Raw genomic sequence first — 17,078 nt, forward strand, 5'->3', positions numbered from 1 at the left:
TAAGGGTCTGGCGGCTGTCCGAGAAGGGCTCCTTCAGGGAATCAGATTCCCTCAAGGAGCCCTTCACGGACAGCGGGTCAGGGCTAGCGGCGGGTGGCGAACCCGGCCCGGCCGGAGATGAGCTTGTCCAGCAGCATCACCAGCACGCGCTGCTCGGCCTCGGTGAGCACCTCGACCCACCCGGCCTCGCGTTCGTTCTGCGCCTCGAACACCTCGAGCATCTCGGCGTGCCCGGCATCGGTCAGCGACAACCGCACCGAGCGGCCGTCCGTCTCGCCCGGCGTCCGCGTCAGCAGACCCTCCGCGACCAGGGTTTTCGCCAGATTCGACACGGCCGCCCGGCTCATCCCGGTCAGCCGCGCGGCGGCGGACGGTTCGAGCGGCCCGGCCAGCCACACCACGAACAGCACCCGGAACGCCGACCACGACCGCCCGCGCGGCCGGTGCACGGCGGATTCGAGGTCGTAGGTGACCAGGTTCGACGCCCGGTTCAGCGTCAGCAGCACCTCGGTCGCCAGCTGGTGGCGGAACCCGTACTCCTGCGAAAGCCTGCGGTTGGCCAGCGCGATGAACGACCAGAAGTCGAGCGAGTCCGGGTCCGGCGGCGCGGCGGGGTCCTGCATGGACAGCACTGTAACCGCGCCGCCGGGATAATCAAACTCGAAACTACTTCACCGGACGAGCCAAGCGGGCGCCCGCGTCGCGCGGCACCTTCAGGAACGTCAGCATCGCCGCGGCGACGAGCAGGCAGCCGATCGGGAAGTACAGCCCGATCGTCACGTCGGTCTCGGTGGCCGCGAGCCCGATCGCGTAAGGCCCGAAGAACCCGCCGAGCGCGGCGATCGAGTTGATCGCGGCCAGCCCGACCGCCGTGTGCTCCTTCGACAGCACGCGCGCGGCCATCGCCCAGTACGGCGCGAGGTAGCCGAGCACGCCGATCGCCGCCAGCGACAGGCTGATCAGCGACAACGCCGGCACGGTCTTGAACTGGATCGCGCCGAAGAACCCGATCGCCGCCAGCAGCACGGTGGCGATCACGTGGCCCTTGCGCTCGCCGGTGCGGTCGGAGTTGCGGGCGAGCAGGAGCATGCCGATCGCACCGACCACGTACGGGATCGCGCCGAGCAGGCCGATGTTGGTGGAGGAGTACTTCGGGTCGAGCTGCTTCACGATCAGCGGCAGGAAGAACGTGAGCCCGTACAGGCCGCAGGCGATGAAGAGGTTGGAAATCGCCAGCAGCAGCACCTTGCCGTCGCGCACCGCCCGCAGCTGGCCGAGGAACGTTTCCTTCTCCTCGGGCACGTACTCGCGGTCGATCTCGGCCTGCAGCCAGGAGCTTTCCTCGGCGGTCAGGAACTTCGCGTCGGCGGGCTTGTTCGGCAGGTAGAAGAAGGTCAGCAGGCCGATCAGCACCGCGGGCGCGCCCTGCAGGATGAACACCCACTGCCAGCTGCTCATGCCGAACCAGTGCACGTGGTCGAGGATCCAGCCGCCGAACAGGCTGCCGAGGATCAGCGCGATCGGCTGGGCGAGCGCGAGCGTCGCGATGGCCCTGCCGCGTTCCTTGCCCCGGAACCAGAAGGTCAAGTACAGCAGCAGCCCGGGGAACAGGCCCGCCTCGGCGATGCCGAGCAGGATCCGCGCGATCATCAGGTGCGTCACGCTCGCGACGAACCCGGTCAGCACGGTCACGATGCCCCAGCTGACCGCGATCCGGCTGAGCCACAGCCGGGCCCCGACCTTCTTCATGATCATGTTGCTGGGGACCTCGAACACCACGTAGGCGAGGAAGAAGATCGCCGACGCCACGCCGAAGGTCGCGGCCGTGATGGTGAGCTCTTTGGCCATGCCGAGCTGGGCGTAGCCGATGTTCGCCCGGTCCATGTAGTTGAAGATGTAGAGCAGCAGGACGATCGGCATGACGCGGACGCCGACCTTCCGGACGGTGCGTCTGGCCAGCGGGGAGTCCGCCGTGGTGGCGGCTGCGGCGGGGACGGACATGGGGGTTCTCCTCGACGGTGAGCAGTAACTCTGAAAGATCAGGCAGCGGCGGAGCGACCGGCGATGCGGCCCATAGTGACGGCGTTGGCGACCGCGTTGCCGCCGCCGACATAACGGAAGCCCAGCACTCCGGCCCCGGCCTCGCCCGCGGCGAACAACCCGGGCACACGGTCGCCGCGGACGTCGAGCACCGCGGCGCTGGAGTCGATCTCCAGCCCGGCGTGCGTGCAGACCAGTTCAGCGGGCAGCGTGCGGGCGGCGAAGAACGGTGCGACGCCGATTTTCGCGGGCGGTTCGGTCGCGCCCTTGGCGGACAGGGTTTCGTGCCGCAGGAACTCCGGGTCTTCGCCGGTGGGGAGCTGGGCGTTCCATCTGTCCACAGTGGCCCGGAGAGCATCTGCGGGCACGTTCATCTTGCCCGCCAGTTCCTCCAGCGTGTCCGCGCGAAGGGTGCGGCCAGCGTCCGCTTCGGACAGTACGTGGTCGGCGTTCCAATGCGCGTAGCCCGGCGGGAGGTCGCGACGGGCTTGGTCGTCGAAGACCATCCACACTGGACCGTCCTGCGCGGAGATGATGCCGCTGGACACCGCGTACGACGCGTCCTCGTCCATGAACCGGCGGCCGTGCGCGTTGACCAGTACCCGCGAGCGCGGCGGGAAACCGGACTGCCAGTGGTGCAGGCGCTGGAAATACGCGGTCGGCAGGAGCAATCCCCAGCCCTCGCCGGTGATCGAGGCGGACACCTGCTCGCCGAACGCGAAGTGGTCGCCCCGGGAGCCGGGCGCGGCGACGACGAACAGATCCTCGCCCGCCGCGTCCGCGTCCGGGTAGTACCGCGTGCGCAGCGCGGGGTCCTGGGCGAACCCGCCGCTGGTCACGATCACCGCGTTCGCCCGGACCTCGATGCCGTCCGCGACGACTCCGGCGACCCGGCCGTCCTCCACGAGCAGCCGTTCGACCCGGGTGTTCAGCACCGCTTCGGCCCCGGCCTTGCGGCGCGCGCGGTCGAGCACCTGGACGAGGCCGTAACCCTGATCCTTCGGCACATGCCCGCGCCAGACGTCCTCAACGCCCGCGCGGGTCAGGCCCGGCGTGTGCGCGTCGTGCGACACCTTCGCCGGGATCTCCGCGCCGAGCCCGATCAGCCATTCGACGGCAGGACCGGCCTCGCGGCAGAAAGTCTTGAGCAGGCCGGGTTTCAGCTGCCACTGGTTGAGGTCGAGGTAGTGCTGGAAGAACCGCTCCGGCGTGTCCTCGATGCCCAGCGCGCGCTGGACGCTCGTGCCCGCTGCGGTGAGCATGCCCGCGGACAGCTGGGTCGAGCCGCCGAGTTCCTTTTCCGACTCGAACAGCATCACCGAGGCACCGTGCTCGGCCGCGGACACGGCTGCGGCCAAACCCGCGCCGCCCCCGCCGATCACCACGACGTCAGCGTCGACGCTCATCCCAGATCACCTCCGGCTTCGGCGAGAATGCGATGGTAGAGACCGTTGGAGACGAGACCGCCGTCCACGGTGACCTCGCTTCCGGTCAGGTAGGTGGAGCGGTCCGACAGCAGGAACAGCACCGTGTCGGTGATTTCCCTGGGGTCGGCCATCCTTCCGGCGGGCACACTGTCCACAGCGGACTTGACGAAGCCGTCCGCTCCGGCCAGCAGCCCGGTGTCGACCAGTCCCGGGTGGACGGAGTTGACTCGGATCCGCCACTTCGCGAAATTGCCCGCGGCGGACTTCGACAGTCCGGTCAGCCCCCATTTGCTCGCCGAATAGGCGGGGGAGAAGTACCCGATCTGGCCGGAGATAGACGAGATGTTCACGATCGAACCGCCGCCGGAATCGCGCATCAGCGGCGCGGCCGCGCGCATCCCGTGGAACGGCCCGGACAGGTTCACCGCCAGCACCCGGTCCCAGACCTCGGCGGTGGTGTCCTGGAATTCCAGCCGCCGCGAGATCCCGGCGTTGTTCACGAGCCCGCCGAGCGTGCCGTGCTCGGCGCGGATCCGGTCGAGCACCCGAGCCCACTGCGCCGGTTCGACGACGTCCATTGTGTACGGTGTCGCCGCCCCGCCCGCCGCGCGGATCTCGTCCGCGATTTCGTCCGCGCCGGCGAAATCCGCGACGCAGACGTGCACGCCGCGTTCGCCGAGCGCGCGGGCGTGCTGCGCGCCCATCCCGTTCGCCGCGCCCGTCACGAGCACGACGTCCGGGTAGCGCACGGCTTCGGTGGCGTCAGACATGCCGGGAGCCGCCGTCGACCGCGAGGCTGTGCCCGGTCACGTAGCGCGAGCTGTCCGAAAGCAGGAACAGCAGCACGCTGCACACCTCTTCCGGCGAGCCGATGCGGTGCAGCGGCACCGCGTCGAGCGCCTTCGCCAGCGCGGGCGCGTCGTCCTGGATCCAGCGGGTCATCTCGGTGTCGATGTAGCCAGGGGCGATGGCGTTGACCCGGATGCCCTGGTCGCCGAGTTCCACCGCGAGCGATTCGGTGAGGTGCGCGACGGCCGCCTTGGAACTGCAGTACGCCGCGCGTCCCTTGCGCACGCGGACCGCGGACACCGACGCCATGTTGACGATCGCGCTGCCCGGTTCCATCCGCACCGCCGCGGCCTGCGCGCCGAACAGCACACCCTCGACGTTCACCGAAAGCGTCGAGCGGATCTGCTCCGGGGTGATGTCGGGAACCTCGGCGTAGGGGAAGATCCCGGCGTTGTTGACCCAGAAGTCGATGCGGCCGAACTCGTCGATCGCGCGCTGGGCGAGCGCGACGTGGTCCTGCGCGCGGGTGACGTCCAAAGCGGACGCGACGATCCGGCCCGGCTTGTCCTCAATGGACTCCGCGGCCAGCGCGGCGGTCAGCTCGTCGGCGGTGGCGGTCATCGCGGCGGCGTCGAGATCGCCGCCCACCACGTGCACCCCGCGGGTGGCGAGACCGGCGGCGAACCGCGCGCCCATGCCGCGGGCCGCGCCGGTGACCACGGCGACCTTGCCCGGCATCTCCGGGTACCGCGCGGTCGCGGGCTGGTGCAGCACCCGGCCGGGGCCGGTGGGAGTGAGAGGGGGAAGCGGGGCGGGCATGGGTGGTTCTCCTTGCGTGGGGCTTGGGTTGGGTGTTGTGAGTGTTTATGCCGGTTCTAACCGGCATAAACACTCACAACCTGGTCAGGGCTCGCGGTGCACGGTGCGGCGGCGCACGCGCCAGCCTTCCGCGGTGCGCACGAGTTCGTCGTCCAGCACGGTGAGCCGGTGCAGTCGCGGGGAACCGCCTTCCGGCGTTCCGACGATCTGCAGATAAGCGAGCGCTCGCAAGGCATCCTCGGTCTGTCCTGACTGGACTTCCACAGTGGACACCACGTGCCGCAGCCGTTCTCCGGATTCGACGCACCCGGCGTGGAACCGCTCGGCGAACGCGGTCAGCGCGGCCGTGCCGGCCTCCGGTTCCGGATAGCTGGGCGAGACGAACTCCCCGTCCGGGGTGAACGTGGCGGCCCAGCGCGCGGCCTGCCCGGAGTCGATGGCGTGGCTCTGGCGGCCGTAGAGCTGATGCACCGCCAGCACGTCCTCGACGGGGACTTCGCTCATCTCCGAACCTCGATCCGCGGGGTGGTTGCCTCGAACGGCAAACGTGCTATATTCGCACGCACCGTGCGATATGTAGGAACAGTAGGTCGCCGGGCAACTGTCGTCAAGGGAGCCGTGTGTCCGAATCGGGGACGTCGAAGACGCTGAGCCACGGGCTTCAGGTGCTGGAGCTGCTGGTGGAGCACCCGCAGGGGCTCACGATGACCGAGATCGCCGAGGGGATCGGCGTGCACCGCACGGTCGCGCACCGGCTGGTGCGCACCCTGGAGGCGCACCATCTCTGCCGGCGCGACCGGTTCAAGCGGATCTCGCTCGGCACCGGTCTCGTGCGCCTGGCCGAGCCGGTGGAACAGGACCTGCGCACGCTCGCGCGCCCGGTGCTGGAGGAGCTTTCGGACGCCGGCCGCGCGTCGGCGCACCTGGTGGTCCGCGAAAACGCCGAACAGGTGCGGATGCTGATGATCGTGGAACCGCGGCAGGCGCGGATGCACGTCTCGTTCCGCAGCGGCCAGCTGGACCCGATCGGGCGCGGGTCGGCCGGGCTCGCGCTGCTCGCGGCGGAACCGCCGGTCGAAGGGGAACGCGAGGAGATCACCCGCGCCCGGAGCCGGGGCTACGCGGTGTCGGTGGGGGAGATCGCGCCGGGGATCACCGGGATTTCCGCGGTGGTGCCGACCGGCCGCGACGCGCCGGGCACAAGCATCGGGCTGTCGTTGTTCGAGGCCCCGGACCCGGACGAACTGGGCCGGCTCGTGGTGGCGTCAGCGCAGCGCTTGGGTTCGCTGCTGAAATAGTCAGCGGTGAAATAGTCAGCGGCCGACGAGCCCGGCTTCGTGCGCGAGCAGCCCGGCCTGGGTCCGGTTCGTGCAGTCGAGCTTCACCAGCATCCGCGACACGTAGCTCTTCACTGTCGCCTCCGCCAGATGCAGTCGCCCGGCGATGTCCGCATTGGACAGTCCTTCGCCAAGGCAAGCCAGCACTTCCCGTTCCCGCTCGGTCAACCCGGCGGTCCGGCGGCGGGCTTCGTCGTCGCGGCGGTGGCCGTCCGACGACAGCGCGACCAGCCGGCGCGCGGCCGACGGCGACAGCACGGTGTGCCCGTCGGCGGCGACGCGCACCAGGCCGATCAGATCCTCCGGCGGCGTCGACTTCACCAGGAACCCGGCCGCGCCCGCGCGGAGCGCGCGGATGACGTAGGTGTCCGCGTCGAACGTCGTCAGCGCCACCACCGCGGGCGGTTCCGGCAGCGCGCAGATCCGTTCGATCGCGGCCAGCCCGTCCACGCCGGGCATCCGCAGGTCCATCAGCACCACCGAAGGCCGGTGCCGGACGACCTCCTCGACCGCTTCGGCTCCGTCCTGCGCCTGCGCGACTACCTCGATGTCGCCGGCCGAGCCGAGGATCGTGCGCAGATGCGCGCACACCATCGGCTCGTCGTCGGCCACCACGACCGTGATCACCGGGCAGCACCTTCCGTGGTCGGGACGTAGGCGGGCAGTATCGCACCGATCCGGAATCCTCCGCCGGGCACCGGTCCCGCTTCGAAACTGCCGCCGACGAGTTCGACGCGCTGGCGCAGGCCGCTCAGCCCCGCGCCGGAGCCACTGCCCGCGAGCGCCGCGTCCGGCGGCCGGGTCGGGCTGGTGTTGACGACAGCCACGTCCAGCCCGCCCGGGTGATAACGCAGCGAAACCGTCGCCGAGCAGCCCGGCGCGTGCTTGCGGATGTTGGTCAGCCCTTCCTGCACCACCCGGTACGCGGTGCGCGCGACAGTCGGCGACACCGACGTCCGGTCCCCGGTCACCGAAAGCTCGGTTTCGATGCCGACCGCGACCGACTCGGCGACCAGGTCCGCCACCTCGCCGGGCAGCGGCGGATTCGGCACCGGCGGTTCGATTCCGGTGCCGTTGCGCAGCACGCCGACCAGGTCGCGCAGCTCGTCCAAGGCGTGCGCGCCCTCGCGCCGGATGTCCTCCGCGGCCGACTTCACCGACGGATCCGGCGAGGTCAGCCCGAGCGCGCCGGCGTGCAGCACCATCAGGCTCAGCCGGTGCGTGACCACGTCGTGCATCTCGCTCGCCAGCCTTCGCCGCTCGGCCGCCAGCGCCTGTTCGGCGAGCAGATGCTGTTCGCGTTCCGCGCGTTCGGCCCGGTCTCGCAGCGAACTCAGCAACTGCCGCCGTGCCTCGAAATACAGCGAGATCGCCACCGGCAGCGCGGTGCTCAGCAGGCCGAACGGCGTCGTGTTCCAGGCCGGGTTCCACGGCCGCGTCGCCAGCAGCGCCAGGAACCCGGCGATCCACAGCAGACGGCGCCGGTCCATCTGCCGGACGAGCTGCGCCAGCACGATCGGCGTGATCGTGGGGACGGTCATCAGCGTCGGCTGGCGGGTGGGCACGAGCAGGCCGGGGGAGAAGAGGTCGGACGCCAGCATCGCCAGCGACGCCACGATCAGCAAACCGGCCACGCCGTTCGGGAAGCGCGCCAGGAGAAGCAGCGACGCGTCGCAGACGAGTTCCAGCACGAGCGTCGCGTACGGCCCGAGGAATCCGGTGGTGGGCCCGGCGGCGAGGAAAAGCCCGAAGTCGAGGCAGGCGAACACCAGCGCGGTGCCGCCCAGCCAGAGCCAGTCGGTCGACCGCGGCCAGGAGCGGCACGTGCTGGTCACCCGGTCACGGTATCCGTTCGCCCGCGCGGCCGCGCCGGATCCGCACCGCCCGGGTGGCGGGTTACCGCCGAAAGTTGCGGCCGGGCCGGGAATGATCCACTTTCGTCGCTGCGAGTCGCTACCGAGCACGCTTACCCCGCACCCCTGCGCCGCGGTGGACTCGACGCCATGACGAGCGAAGGAATCCCGCGGTTCGCCCGGCTGCCGGTGCTGGCGGTCGCGGCGGGTGTCGTCGCGCTGCTGGTGGCGACGAGCACGCGGTACGCGCACGGGTTCGACGAGCTGTACTTCCTCGTGGCTGGTCGAGATCACCTGGCCTGGGGGTATTTCGACCAGCCGCCGCTCGTCCCGCTGCTGGCCGGGACGCTGGACCAGTGGTTCCCCGGGTCGCTGGTCGCGCTGCGCTTGCCGATGGCGCTCGCGGCCGGCGCCGGGGTCGTGGTCACCGCGCTGACCGCCCGCGAACTGGGCGGCGGCCGCGGTGCCCAGCTGATGGCGGCCGGGGCGTATGCGACTTCGGGGCTGATGATCATCAGCCACTGGGTCGCCACGTACGCGCTGGACCCGTTCTTCTGGACGCTCGTGGTCTTCCTGCTCGTGCGCTGGACCCGGACCCGGCGCGACGGTCTGCTCGTATGGGCCGGAGTCGTCACCGCGATCTCGCTGCAGACGAAATTCCTGATTCCCGCGCTGTGGGGCGCGGTGCTGGTGTCCGCGCTGGTCTTCGGGCCGCGCAAGCTGGTGTCCCGGCCGAAGCTGTGGCTGGGCGCGCTGATCGCCGTGGCGGCCACCCTGCCGACGTTCCTGTGGCAAGCCACGCACGGCTGGGCTTACACCCGGATGGGCGAAGTCGTCGCGGCGGAATTCCCCGGCTACCTCGGCTTCGCGCGCGACGGTTTGCTCGGCGCGGGAATGGGAATCGGTGTACTGGCTCTGCTGTACGGGATGTGGCGGCTTCTGCGTTCGCCCGACCTGGTGCCGTACCGCTACCTCGCGGTGGCGTTGCTGCTGGTCGTCGCGGTGATCGTCGGGACGCACGGCCGCTCGTACTATGTGATGAGCCTGTACTCGCTGCCGTTCGCCGCCGCCGCGACGGAGCTTTCGCGACGGAATCTGGTGCGGTGGTGGAAAATTCCGGTCGGGATCGCTTTCGCGCTTTCGGCCGCGGTCACGGTCGCCGGGCTGCCGGTGTGGCCCGCTTCGATGAAAGCGACGTCGTTCGGGCCGTTTTCGCTCGGCACGGTGTTCGCGGCCGGGGAGACCGCGCAACAGCAATTGGCGGACGGCGTCGGGCAGACGTATCGGTCGCTGCCGGAATCCGTGCGCCGGGAAACCGCCGTATACGGGGAAATCTATCCGTTCGCCGCGGCCGTGGAGTACTACGGGCCGCGGTACGGGATCGACAATGTCTACAGTGGACATCGGGGATACTGGTACTTCGACCGGCCGCCGGATTCCGCGCGGAACGTGCTTTTCGCGGGCTTCGATCCGGCGTTGCTGCGACCGTACTTCTCTTCGGTGACCGAAGTGGTGCCCGGGCTGATGTGGCTGTACACCGGGCGGAAGCAATCCTGGGAAACGATCTGGCCAGAGGTGAAGAAACAATGAGCGATTCCTTGCCCGCGCGAGCGTATTTCCTCGCCTGCGACCCGGACGGCGGCCCGGTATCCCGCCGCCCCCGAGCGGCCCTGCTGGTCCGCGCCGCCGCGGTGACCGACCTGGTGCTGCGCGGCAACCTCCGCGACCGGCGCGGCCACGCCGAACCGACTGACGCCGCACCGGCCGGCGACCTCCTGCTCGACGACCTGCTGGCCGACCTTCGCGCGCACAAACCGGCTTCCTGGCGGGCGTTGCTGCGCCGCGGCAAGAACGACACGCTGCAGTCGCTGGAAACGCAACTCTCCGCGGCGGGGCTGCTCGAAGAGGGCAGCAGTTCGTTTCTGCACCGCAAGGTTCTGGTCCCTTCCGACCCGTCGCGAGTACGCGAAGCGCACGCGCGGCTCGACCGCGCCTTGACCGCCCCACTGTCCGAAGTGGACGCTTCCGCCGCGGCGCTGGCGACACTGGCCGCGGCCTCCGGAGCCGGGATGTCCCGATCGGACGCGCGTCGCCACGCCGACCGGCTGAAGGAACTCGAGAAGCTCGCCGGACCGGTGGTTCCGGCGCTTCGCAAGGCCGTAGCGGGCCGCCGGGCGGCGCGGATCGCGGCGTTCTCCGGAGGTTCCGGAGGCTGAGCTTTCGGTCAGCCGAGGGGGCTGACCGACGGTTCGGCCGCCGCCGAAGCGTGGACGTCGTACCGTGGCGGCCATGACCTCCTTCGCCGCGCTGCACGTCCCGGGCCGTCCGCTGTTGCTGCCGAATGTCTGGGAGTTCGGCTTCGCCGCCGCCCTCGCCGAGGCCGGCCACCCGGCAGTCGGCACCACCAGCCTCGGCGTTTCGGCCGCCGCCGGGCTCGCCGACGGGGCCCCGGAATCCCGCGCGGCGACCGTCGCGCTGGCGAAATCGCTGGCACCGCTGGACATCCTGGTCAGCGTCGACCTCGCCGACGGGTTCAGCGCCGACCCGGCGGAAGTGGCTGACCTCGTCGCGGAACTGGCCGACGCCGGGGTCGCAGGAGTCAACCTGGAAGACGGCCGAGCCGACACCCTCGCGCCGATCGTCGTTCAGGCCGCACTGCTGGCCAAGGTCCGCGAACGAGTCCCCGGCGTGTTCCTCAACGCGCGCACCGACACGCACTGGCTCGGCACCGGGCCGGTCGCGGACGCCATCACCCGGGCCCGCGCGTACGCCGACGCTGGCGCCGACTGCGTCTTCGTTCCCGGCCTGCACGATCCCGCTGACGTGACGGAACTGGTCGAAGCGGTCGAGGTGCCGGTGAACCTCCTGCACCTGCCTGGGAAAGCCACTTTCTCAGAATTGGCTTCACTGGGCGTGGCGAGGGTCAGTCTCGGCTCGACGCCTTACCGCGTAGCGCTTTCCGCCGCACTGGCCACAGTGGACGCTGCCCGCGAAGGGACTGAGCTGCCGCTGAAGCCGCCGTCATACGGTGAGATCACGGCATTGCTCCCGTAATCTGGGCAACATGATCTTCGGAGGAAACACCGACTTCGCCGTCCCGGCGGGGTATCTCAACACGCCCAGCATCGGGATCCCGCCGACGCCCGTCGCCGAAGCGGTCGACGCCGCGGTGAGCCGGTGGCGCACCGGACAGGACACCCCCTCGGACTTCGACGAGGCGGTATCCCGTTCCCGCAGCGGATTCGCGCGGCTCGCCGGGGTTCCGGCGGAGCGGGTGGCGATCGGCGCGTCGGTGTCGCAGCTGGCGGCGAACGTCGCCGCCGGGCTGGCCCCGGAGGCCCGCGTTCTGGTCGCCGAGGGCGAATTCACCAGCGTCACGTTCCCGTTCGCGCAGCGGGCGAACGTCACCGAAGCGCCGCTCGCCAAGCTGGCACAGCACGTCGAGGGCCACGACCTCGTCGCGGTCAGCCTCGCCCAGTCCGCCGACGGCGCGCTCCTCGACACCGCCGCGCTGCGCGCCGCCGCCGAAGCCGCGGACGTGCCGGTCATGATCGACGTCACGCAAGCCGCCGGCTGGCTGCCGCTGGACGTCGCGTGGGCGGACTGGATCGTCTGCGCGGGCTACAAATGGCTGTTCTCGCCGCGCGGCTGCGCCTGGCTCGCGGTGCACCCGCGGGCGCACGAGCGGACCCGCCCGGTCGCCGCGAACTGGTACGCCGGCGACGACCCGTGGTCCGCGGTGTACGGAATGCCGCTGCGCCTGGCCGGAAACGCGCGTGCGTTCGACCTTTCGCCGGTGTGGCTGTCACACGTTGGCGCAGCGGAGGCGTTCGGCTACTTGGCGTCACTGGACCTCGCCGCGGTGCGCGAACACAACGCCGGCCTGGCCGATTCCCTGCGCACCGCGGCGGGACTGGAACCGCAGGGGACCGCGATCGTGGCGCTGGACGCCGACCCGGCGCGGATCGCCGACGCCGGGATCGTCGCGAGCGTCCGCAACGGGCGGGTACGGGTCGGTTTCCATCTCTACAACGGCCCTGACGACGTCGAACGCGTGCTGGACGCGGTGGGCTGAAGCCCAGCCCAGCGGCTGGGTCAGTCGTGCGGAGGCGGTGAACTACGGTGTTCGCGTGTCCCATCCGCACTTCACCCCCGGTCCTTCGGACACGGCCCCGATCCCGGCCGTGCCCGCGCAACCGGGTCCGCCGCCCGGCCCGCCGCGCAACCGCGCCCTGCTGCTGCGCGGCGCCGGACTCGTGGCGATCGCCGTCGTGGCCGGGCTCGTCTGGTACTTGATCCGGCACGACAGCACGCCGGACGAGCCGGTCGCCGAACCCCCGGCGACGACCGCGAAGCCCGCGTTCGACTACAAGCTGGCCGAAGGCCCGGTCAAGGCGACCGACTGTGTCGCCAACGCCTACTCGGGCGCCAAGAAGTTCTTCCAGGACAACCCGTGCAAGTCGCTGGCGCGAGCGCTGTACACGGTGCAGTCCGGCGACGCGAAGGCGCTGGTCTCGGTCGTGCTGGTGACGATGCCCGACGCGGCGAAGGCGACCGAGCTGAAACAGCTCACCGACCGCGACGGCACCGGGAACGTGAGCGACCTGGTCCGCGACGGCACCTTCCATGACACCGACGCCCCGAAACTCAGCGGCAACGAGGCCGAGTACGAGTCGAAGGCCACCGGCCCCGAGGTGACGATCGTGCTCACCGACTTCTACTACGGGCACCACGACAAACAGCTGCTCAACCGGATCGCGAAGAACGCGCTGAAACTGTCCGGCAAGCTCCGCTGACCCCTGTCCTCGTGAGTGCGTAAGACGGGTATAACCCGCAAACACACTAACGATACCCCCGCACACAGGCTGCCCCGGCAAGGCCACCGCAGCGGGCTTCTGACCCGCTTCCTGCCGCCACGGCATCCCGCGCCGGGCCGCCGCGATCAGCGCCTGCAACGCCATCCCGCGCAGCCCCGAATCGTCGGTATGCGTGAGCACGGCAAGCCAAGCCGCCGCCGTGTCCGCCTCCGCGCTGGCCACCAGCGCGGCAGCCGAAGCGGTGTCCGTAACCGGCTTAGGCGGCACGTACGCGGCTTCAGGCGCAACCGGCGTCGCTGAAGCCGAAGTGATCATCTGCGTCACCGCGTCACGCCGCGCGGTGTGCTCCGCGCGCCCAGTCTTCACCGCGTCCCCGAAGTCGCCCGGCAGGAACGCTGTCACCAGCCCGTACACCCACAACGAGGCGTGCTCGGCAGCCAGCGCCTTCTGCAGCGGATCCACCGCTTCCTTCGGCACCGACGACGGCGCTGCCGCAGCCTTCGCGTCTTCCCCCGGCCCGAGTTCCGGCGCGACCCGCTGCAGCCCGGCGCATCCGGCGGCCACCGACGCGACGAGCCCGGCCCGGTACGCAGGCAGTGCGGGCACCAGATCCTCCGCCTGCTTGCGCGCGGCGGCGAGCCGGTCCTTGAACCCGGCCAGTGCGGCCGGTGCGGGCGGGACGTTCGCCGCCTTCTTGGGCCGGTTCAGCCGGTCCACCTCGGCCTTCAGCGCGGCCGCCTGCGCGGCTCTGGCGTCGGCGACCTGGCCGGCCGCGTCGCCGCCGGAGGGCAGCTTCCTGGCCGCGGCGGCGTCCGCCTCGGCCATCGCCAGCAGCGGAGCCAGCGGATCAGGGGCGTCGTCGTAGCCGCCCGAGCAGGCGGCGAGCGGCACAGCCGCGGCGACAGTGGCGCTCAGTGCGCCCAGACGCAGCACGGCGCGCCGGGAGAGGTCTGCGGTCACGTCGGCCCATCCTGCCAGGCCCGCCGGGTGCGCCGCCGCTCGCGCGTCTTCGCGGGGGCGCAGGATAAGCTTGACCTTCACCGACCACAGCCGTGACCAGCGCGCGTCACGACGGCCGAACAGGAGTGCTCCACGTGCCCAACGAACTCGCCAGCCGGCTGGAGCCGATCGTGGCCGAAGCCGTCACGACCGCGGGTTTCGACCTCGACTCGCTCGAGGTGCAGCAAGCCGGACGGCGACAGCTGGTGAAGGTGGTCGTCGACTCCGACGACGGCGTCGGGCTGGACGAGGTCGCGGAGGTCAGCCGCACCGTCTCGGCCGCACTCGACGAGAACGAGCACGTGCTGGCGAGCGCCTACACGCTCGAGGTCACCTCGCCGGGCCTCGACCGGCCGCTCACCCAGCAGCGGCACTGGCGGCGCGCCCGGTTCCGCCTCGTCAAGATCACGCCGGTCGAAGGCTCCGCCTACCTCGCCCGGGTCGGGCACGCCGGCGACAAGAGCGCGCGCGTGCTCGCGGACGGCCGGATCAAGGACGTGCACTACGACTCCGTCGCGAAGGCCGTGGTGGAAGTCGAATTCAAGCAACCGCCCGCCGACGAACTCAAACAGTTGACCGCGGACGAGAACGACAAGGACAAGAAGGAGGAGTCGAAGTGAACGTGGACATCGCCGCGCTGCGGGCGATCGAACGGGACAAGGACATCCCCTTCGACACGGTCATCGAGGCCATCGAGACCGCGCTGCTCACCGCGTACAAGCACACCGAGGGCCACCAGCCGCACGCCCGCATCGACATCGACCGCAAGACCGGCCTCGTCCGGGTCCTCGCGCACACGCTCGCCTCCGACGGCGAGGTCGACGAGGAGTGGGACGACACCCCCGAGGGCTTCGGCCGGATCGCCGCCACCACCGCGCGCCAGGTCATCCTGCAGCGGCTGCGCGACGCCGAGCACGAGAAGACCTACGGCGAGTTCTCCGCCAAGGAGGGCGAGATCGTGGCCGGCGTGGTGCAGCGCGACGCGCGCGCCAACGCCCGCGGCATGGTCGTGATCCAGGTCGGCGACACCGAGGGCGTGCTGCCGCAGGCCGAACAGGTCGCGGGGGAGTCCTACGAGCACGGCACCCGGATCAAGGCGTTCGTGTTCGGGGTGTCGCGCAGCAACCGCGGCCCGCAGATCATGCTGTCGCGTTCGCACCCGAACCTGGTGCGCAAGCTGTTCGCGCTGGAGGTCCCGGAGATCGCCGACGGCACCGTCGAGATCGCCGCGGTCGCCCGCGAACCGGGGCACCGGTCCAAGATCGCCGTGCGCTCCACCATCCCCGGCGTCAACGCCAAGGGCGCCTGCATCGGCCCGATGGGCGCGCGCGTGCGCAATGTGATGAGCGAGCTGGCCGGCGAGAAGATCGACATCATCGACTGGTCCGACGACCCGGCCAAGTTCGTCGGGAATGCCTTGTCGCCGGCGAAGGTTGTTTCGGTGCGTGTCGTGGACGAGCGGGCCAAGACGGCGAGGGTCGTCGTCCCGGACTTCCAGCTGTCGCTCGCGATCGGCAAGGAAGGACAGAACGCCCGGCTCGCGGCCCGGCTCACCGGCTGGCGGATCGACATCCGCAGCGACGCGGCCCCCGCCGAACCGGCCGCTTCCGGCGAGAGTGAGCAAGACCACGCCGGCCAGGCGCGGCCCGCCGCGGCAACCGGTTCGGCCGACTGAAGGTGCAGGCGCTAGACTCGACAACGGTTCAAGTCCCGCGAAGGGCCACTGGGGACACCCCCGACCTCCAGCGTCACCGGCAGTCACCGGTGCGCACGTGTGTCGGCTGCCGGAAACGGGACTTGACCGGTGAACTGCTGCGCGTGGTCGCGGCGGACGGGCGGCTGGTCGTCGACGAACGTCGGCGGCTGCCGGGACGGGGTGCGTGGCTGCACCCCGGAACGGGCTGCCTGGCCAAAGCCGAGCGGAAGCGGGCGTTCCCCCGGGCTCTCCGGGCCCAGGGTGCGCTCGAGACCGCGGGGCTGCACGACCACGCGGCGTTCGCCGCGGACAACGACGCCGGGACAAACCCGGGGTCGCGAGATACAAGGAAGCAGGTCGACCCGTCATGAGTCAGCCGTGAAGCTGAAGCCATGAACGCGCGACGATAAGGACGAGGTCAGCGGGTCCCCGCCTGGCCTCCCCTAGATGAGGAGAGCTGTGCCAGGCAAGGCCCGTGTACACGAGCTCGCTAAGGAGCTCGGCATCACCAGCAAAGAAGTTCTCGCCAAGCTGAAGGAGCAGGGCGAGTTCGTGAAGTCCGCGTCGTCCACCGTCGAGGCGCCCGTCGCCCGCCGGCTCCGCGACGCGTACCCCGCCAAGGGCGGGAAGAAGCCCGGTCCCACGCCGGGACCGCGGCCCGCTCCGGCGGCCCCGAAGCCGCCCGCCCCGCAGCAGAGCGCGGCTCCGCAGGCACCGGCCCAGCCGGCTCCCGCGCAGCAGCAGGCCCCGGCCGTCAAGCCGGGTCCGCAGGCGGTCAAGCCGGCGGCGTCCCCGGGCCCGAAGCCCGGCGGCCCGCGTCCCGGACCGCGCCCGCCCGCACCGGCCCAGCCGGCCCCGGCGCAGGAGGTTCCGGCCGCCAAGGCCGAGCCCGCCGCGCCCAAGCCGGCCCCGAAGCAGCAGGACTCGTCGTCCGCCGGTTCGGTCGTGCCGCCCAAGCCGCAGGGCCCCAAGCCCGGCGGCCCGAAGCCCGGTCCGCGCACCCCGCGGGTCGGCAACAACCCGTTCGGCGTCGGGTCCGGTTCCCCGGCCCCGCGTCCGCCCGCTCCGCGTCCGGGCGGCGGCCAGGGCGGCGACAACCGTCCCCCGCGTCCCGGCGGCGGCCAGGGCGGCGGAGAGCGTCCGCCGCGTCCCGGCGGGCAGGGCGGCGGCAACCGGCCGAGCCCGGGCAACATGCCCCCGCGCCCGAACCCCGGCATGATGCCGGGCCGCGCCCGTCCGGCCGGACCGGCCGGCGGCCGAGGCGGTCCTGGCGGCGGTGGCGGTCGTCCCGGTGGTGGCGG

18 protein-coding genes and 1 pseudogene are annotated in these 17,078 nt (G+C 71.1%); 10 read left to right on the forward strand and 9 right to left on the reverse strand.

The window, feature by feature from the left end:
- Window positions 1-83: 83 nt before the first annotated feature.
- From ACWGIC_RS41260 to ACWGIC_RS41285, 6 genes are all read right to left on the reverse strand, one after another.
- Window positions 84-623, reverse strand: coding sequence for a MarR family winged helix-turn-helix transcriptional regulator (locus ACWGIC_RS41260; RefSeq protein ID WP_452081396.1), 540 nt, complete (start codon window positions 621-623; stop codon window positions 84-86).
- A 43-nt stretch (window positions 624-666) separates the two neighbouring features.
- The gene (locus tag ACWGIC_RS41265; protein ID WP_452081397.1) at window positions 667-2,001 is read right to left on the reverse strand and encodes an MFS transporter; all 1,335 of its coding nucleotides are present in this window, start codon (window positions 1,999-2,001) and stop codon (window positions 667-669) included.
- Window positions 2,002-2,039: 38 nt separating this feature from the next.
- Window positions 2,040-3,446: an FAD-dependent oxidoreductase gene (locus ACWGIC_RS41270; protein ID WP_452081398.1), complete on the reverse strand. Its 1,407-nt coding sequence runs from the start codon at window positions 3,444-3,446 to the stop codon at window positions 2,040-2,042.
- The gene (locus ACWGIC_RS41275; RefSeq protein ID WP_452081399.1) at window positions 3,443-4,237 is read right to left on the reverse strand and encodes an SDR family NAD(P)-dependent oxidoreductase; all 795 of its coding nucleotides are present in this window, start codon (window positions 4,235-4,237) and stop codon (window positions 3,443-3,445) included. The genes ACWGIC_RS41270 and ACWGIC_RS41275 overlap by 4 nt, the downstream gene beginning before the upstream one ends.
- On the reverse strand, window positions 4,230-5,075 hold the full coding sequence (locus ACWGIC_RS41280) for an SDR family NAD(P)-dependent oxidoreductase (protein WP_452081400.1): 846 nt from the start codon (window positions 5,073-5,075) through the stop codon (window positions 4,230-4,232). The genes ACWGIC_RS41275 and ACWGIC_RS41280 overlap by 8 nt, the downstream gene beginning before the upstream one ends.
- Before the next feature lie 84 nt (window positions 5,076-5,159).
- Window positions 5,160-5,579: a nuclear transport factor 2 family protein gene (locus tag ACWGIC_RS41285; protein WP_452081401.1), complete on the reverse strand. Its 420-nt coding sequence runs from the start codon at window positions 5,577-5,579 to the stop codon at window positions 5,160-5,162.
- 116 nt (window positions 5,580-5,695) lie between these two features.
- Between ACWGIC_RS41285 and ACWGIC_RS41290 the strand changes: the two genes are divergently transcribed.
- Entirely contained in the window at window positions 5,696-6,373 is a 678-nt protein-coding gene (locus ACWGIC_RS41290) for an IclR family transcriptional regulator (protein WP_452081402.1), read from the forward strand.
- Between the two features lie 15 nt (window positions 6,374-6,388).
- Here the strand turns inward: ACWGIC_RS41290 and ACWGIC_RS41295 are convergent, their stop codons facing one another.
- Window positions 6,389-7,039, reverse strand: coding sequence for a response regulator (locus ACWGIC_RS41295; RefSeq protein WP_452081403.1), 651 nt, complete (start codon window positions 7,037-7,039; stop codon window positions 6,389-6,391).
- A complete protein-coding gene (locus ACWGIC_RS41300; RefSeq protein ID WP_452081404.1) occupies window positions 7,036-8,247 on the reverse strand; it encodes a sensor histidine kinase in 1,212 nt (403 codons plus the stop codon). The genes ACWGIC_RS41295 and ACWGIC_RS41300 overlap by 4 nt, the downstream gene beginning before the upstream one ends.
- 168 nt (window positions 8,248-8,415) lie before the next feature.
- Between ACWGIC_RS41300 and ACWGIC_RS41305 the strand changes: the two genes are divergently transcribed.
- From ACWGIC_RS41305 to ACWGIC_RS41325, 5 genes are all read left to right on the forward strand, one after another.
- On the forward strand, window positions 8,416-9,855 hold the full coding sequence (locus ACWGIC_RS41305) for an ArnT family glycosyltransferase (protein ID WP_452081405.1): 1,440 nt from the start codon (window positions 8,416-8,418) through the stop codon (window positions 9,853-9,855).
- Entirely contained in the window at window positions 9,852-10,481 is a 630-nt protein-coding gene (locus ACWGIC_RS41310; RefSeq protein ID WP_452081406.1) for a GPP34 family phosphoprotein, read from the forward strand. Before ACWGIC_RS41305 ends, ACWGIC_RS41310 begins: the two co-directional genes overlap by 4 nt.
- Window positions 10,482-10,554: 73 nt before the next feature.
- Window positions 10,555-11,319: an isocitrate lyase/PEP mutase family protein gene (locus ACWGIC_RS41315; protein ID WP_452081407.1), complete on the forward strand. Its 765-nt coding sequence runs from the start codon at window positions 10,555-10,557 to the stop codon at window positions 11,317-11,319.
- Between the two features lie 10 nt (window positions 11,320-11,329).
- The gene (locus ACWGIC_RS41320; protein ID WP_452081408.1) at window positions 11,330-12,340 is read left to right on the forward strand and encodes an aminotransferase class V-fold PLP-dependent enzyme; all 1,011 of its coding nucleotides are present in this window, start codon (window positions 11,330-11,332) and stop codon (window positions 12,338-12,340) included.
- Between the two features lie 55 nt (window positions 12,341-12,395).
- Window positions 12,396-13,061 carry a hypothetical protein gene (locus ACWGIC_RS41325; protein ID WP_452081409.1) on the forward strand — a complete coding sequence of 222 codons (666 nt, stop codon included), beginning with the start codon at window positions 12,396-12,398 and terminating at the stop codon, window positions 13,059-13,061.
- Between the two features lie 66 nt (window positions 13,062-13,127).
- On the opposite strand, the pseudogene ACWGIC_RS41330 reads toward ACWGIC_RS41325, so the two are convergent.
- Window positions 13,128-14,015, reverse strand: a pseudogene (locus ACWGIC_RS41330) (ferritin-like domain-containing protein); the annotation flags it as partial.
- A gap of 161 nt (window positions 14,016-14,176) precedes the next feature.
- Here ACWGIC_RS41330 and rimP point away from each other — a divergent pair.
- The 4 genes from rimP to ACWGIC_RS41350 all read left to right on the forward strand — a co-directional run.
- Window positions 14,177-14,701: a ribosome maturation factor RimP gene (gene rimP / locus ACWGIC_RS41335; protein ID WP_452081410.1), complete on the forward strand. Its 525-nt coding sequence runs from the start codon at window positions 14,177-14,179 to the stop codon at window positions 14,699-14,701.
- Complete coding sequence (nusA, locus tag ACWGIC_RS41340) at window positions 14,698-15,756, forward strand: transcription termination factor NusA (protein WP_452081411.1); 1,059 nt, start codon at window positions 14,698-14,700, stop codon at window positions 15,754-15,756. Before rimP ends, nusA begins: the two co-directional genes overlap by 4 nt.
- A gap of 122 nt (window positions 15,757-15,878) precedes the next feature.
- Window positions 15,879-16,148: a YlxR family protein gene (locus ACWGIC_RS41345; protein ID WP_452081412.1), complete on the forward strand. Its 270-nt coding sequence runs from the start codon at window positions 15,879-15,881 to the stop codon at window positions 16,146-16,148.
- Window positions 16,149-16,236: 88 nt separating this feature from the next.
- On the forward strand, window positions 16,237-17,078 hold an 842-nt coding region (locus tag ACWGIC_RS41350), incomplete at its 3' end, for a translation initiation factor IF-2 N-terminal domain-containing protein (protein ID WP_452081413.1).

Source organism: Amycolatopsis sp. NPDC054798 (genome assembly GCF_053611505.1).

Coding starts and splice junctions, on each gene's coding strand:
- ACWGIC_RS41260 (WP_452081396.1), bottom strand. CDS start 623: ATGCAGGACCCCGCCGCGCCGCCGGACCCGGACTCGCTCGACTTCTGG.
- ACWGIC_RS41265 (WP_452081397.1), bottom strand. CDS start 2,001: ATGTCCGTCCCCGCCGCAGCCGCCACCACGGCGGACTCCCCGCTGGCC.
- ACWGIC_RS41270 (WP_452081398.1), bottom strand. CDS start 3,446: ATGAGCGTCGACGCTGACGTCGTGGTGATCGGCGGGGGCGGCGCGGGT.
- ACWGIC_RS41275 (WP_452081399.1), bottom strand. CDS start 4,237: ATGTCTGACGCCACCGAAGCCGTGCGCTACCCGGACGTCGTGCTCGTG.
- ACWGIC_RS41280 (WP_452081400.1), bottom strand. CDS start 5,075: ATGCCCGCCCCGCTTCCCCCTCTCACTCCCACCGGCCCCGGCCGGGTG.
- ACWGIC_RS41285 (WP_452081401.1), bottom strand. CDS start 5,579: ATGAGCGAAGTCCCCGTCGAGGACGTGCTGGCGGTGCATCAGCTCTAC.
- ACWGIC_RS41305 (WP_452081405.1), top strand. CDS start 8,416: ATGACGAGCGAAGGAATCCCGCGGTTCGCCCGGCTGCCGGTGCTGGCG.
- ACWGIC_RS41310 (WP_452081406.1), top strand. CDS start 9,852: ATGAGCGATTCCTTGCCCGCGCGAGCGTATTTCCTCGCCTGCGACCCG.
- ACWGIC_RS41315 (WP_452081407.1), top strand. CDS start 10,555: ATGACCTCCTTCGCCGCGCTGCACGTCCCGGGCCGTCCGCTGTTGCTG.
- ACWGIC_RS41320 (WP_452081408.1), top strand. CDS start 11,330: ATGATCTTCGGAGGAAACACCGACTTCGCCGTCCCGGCGGGGTATCTC.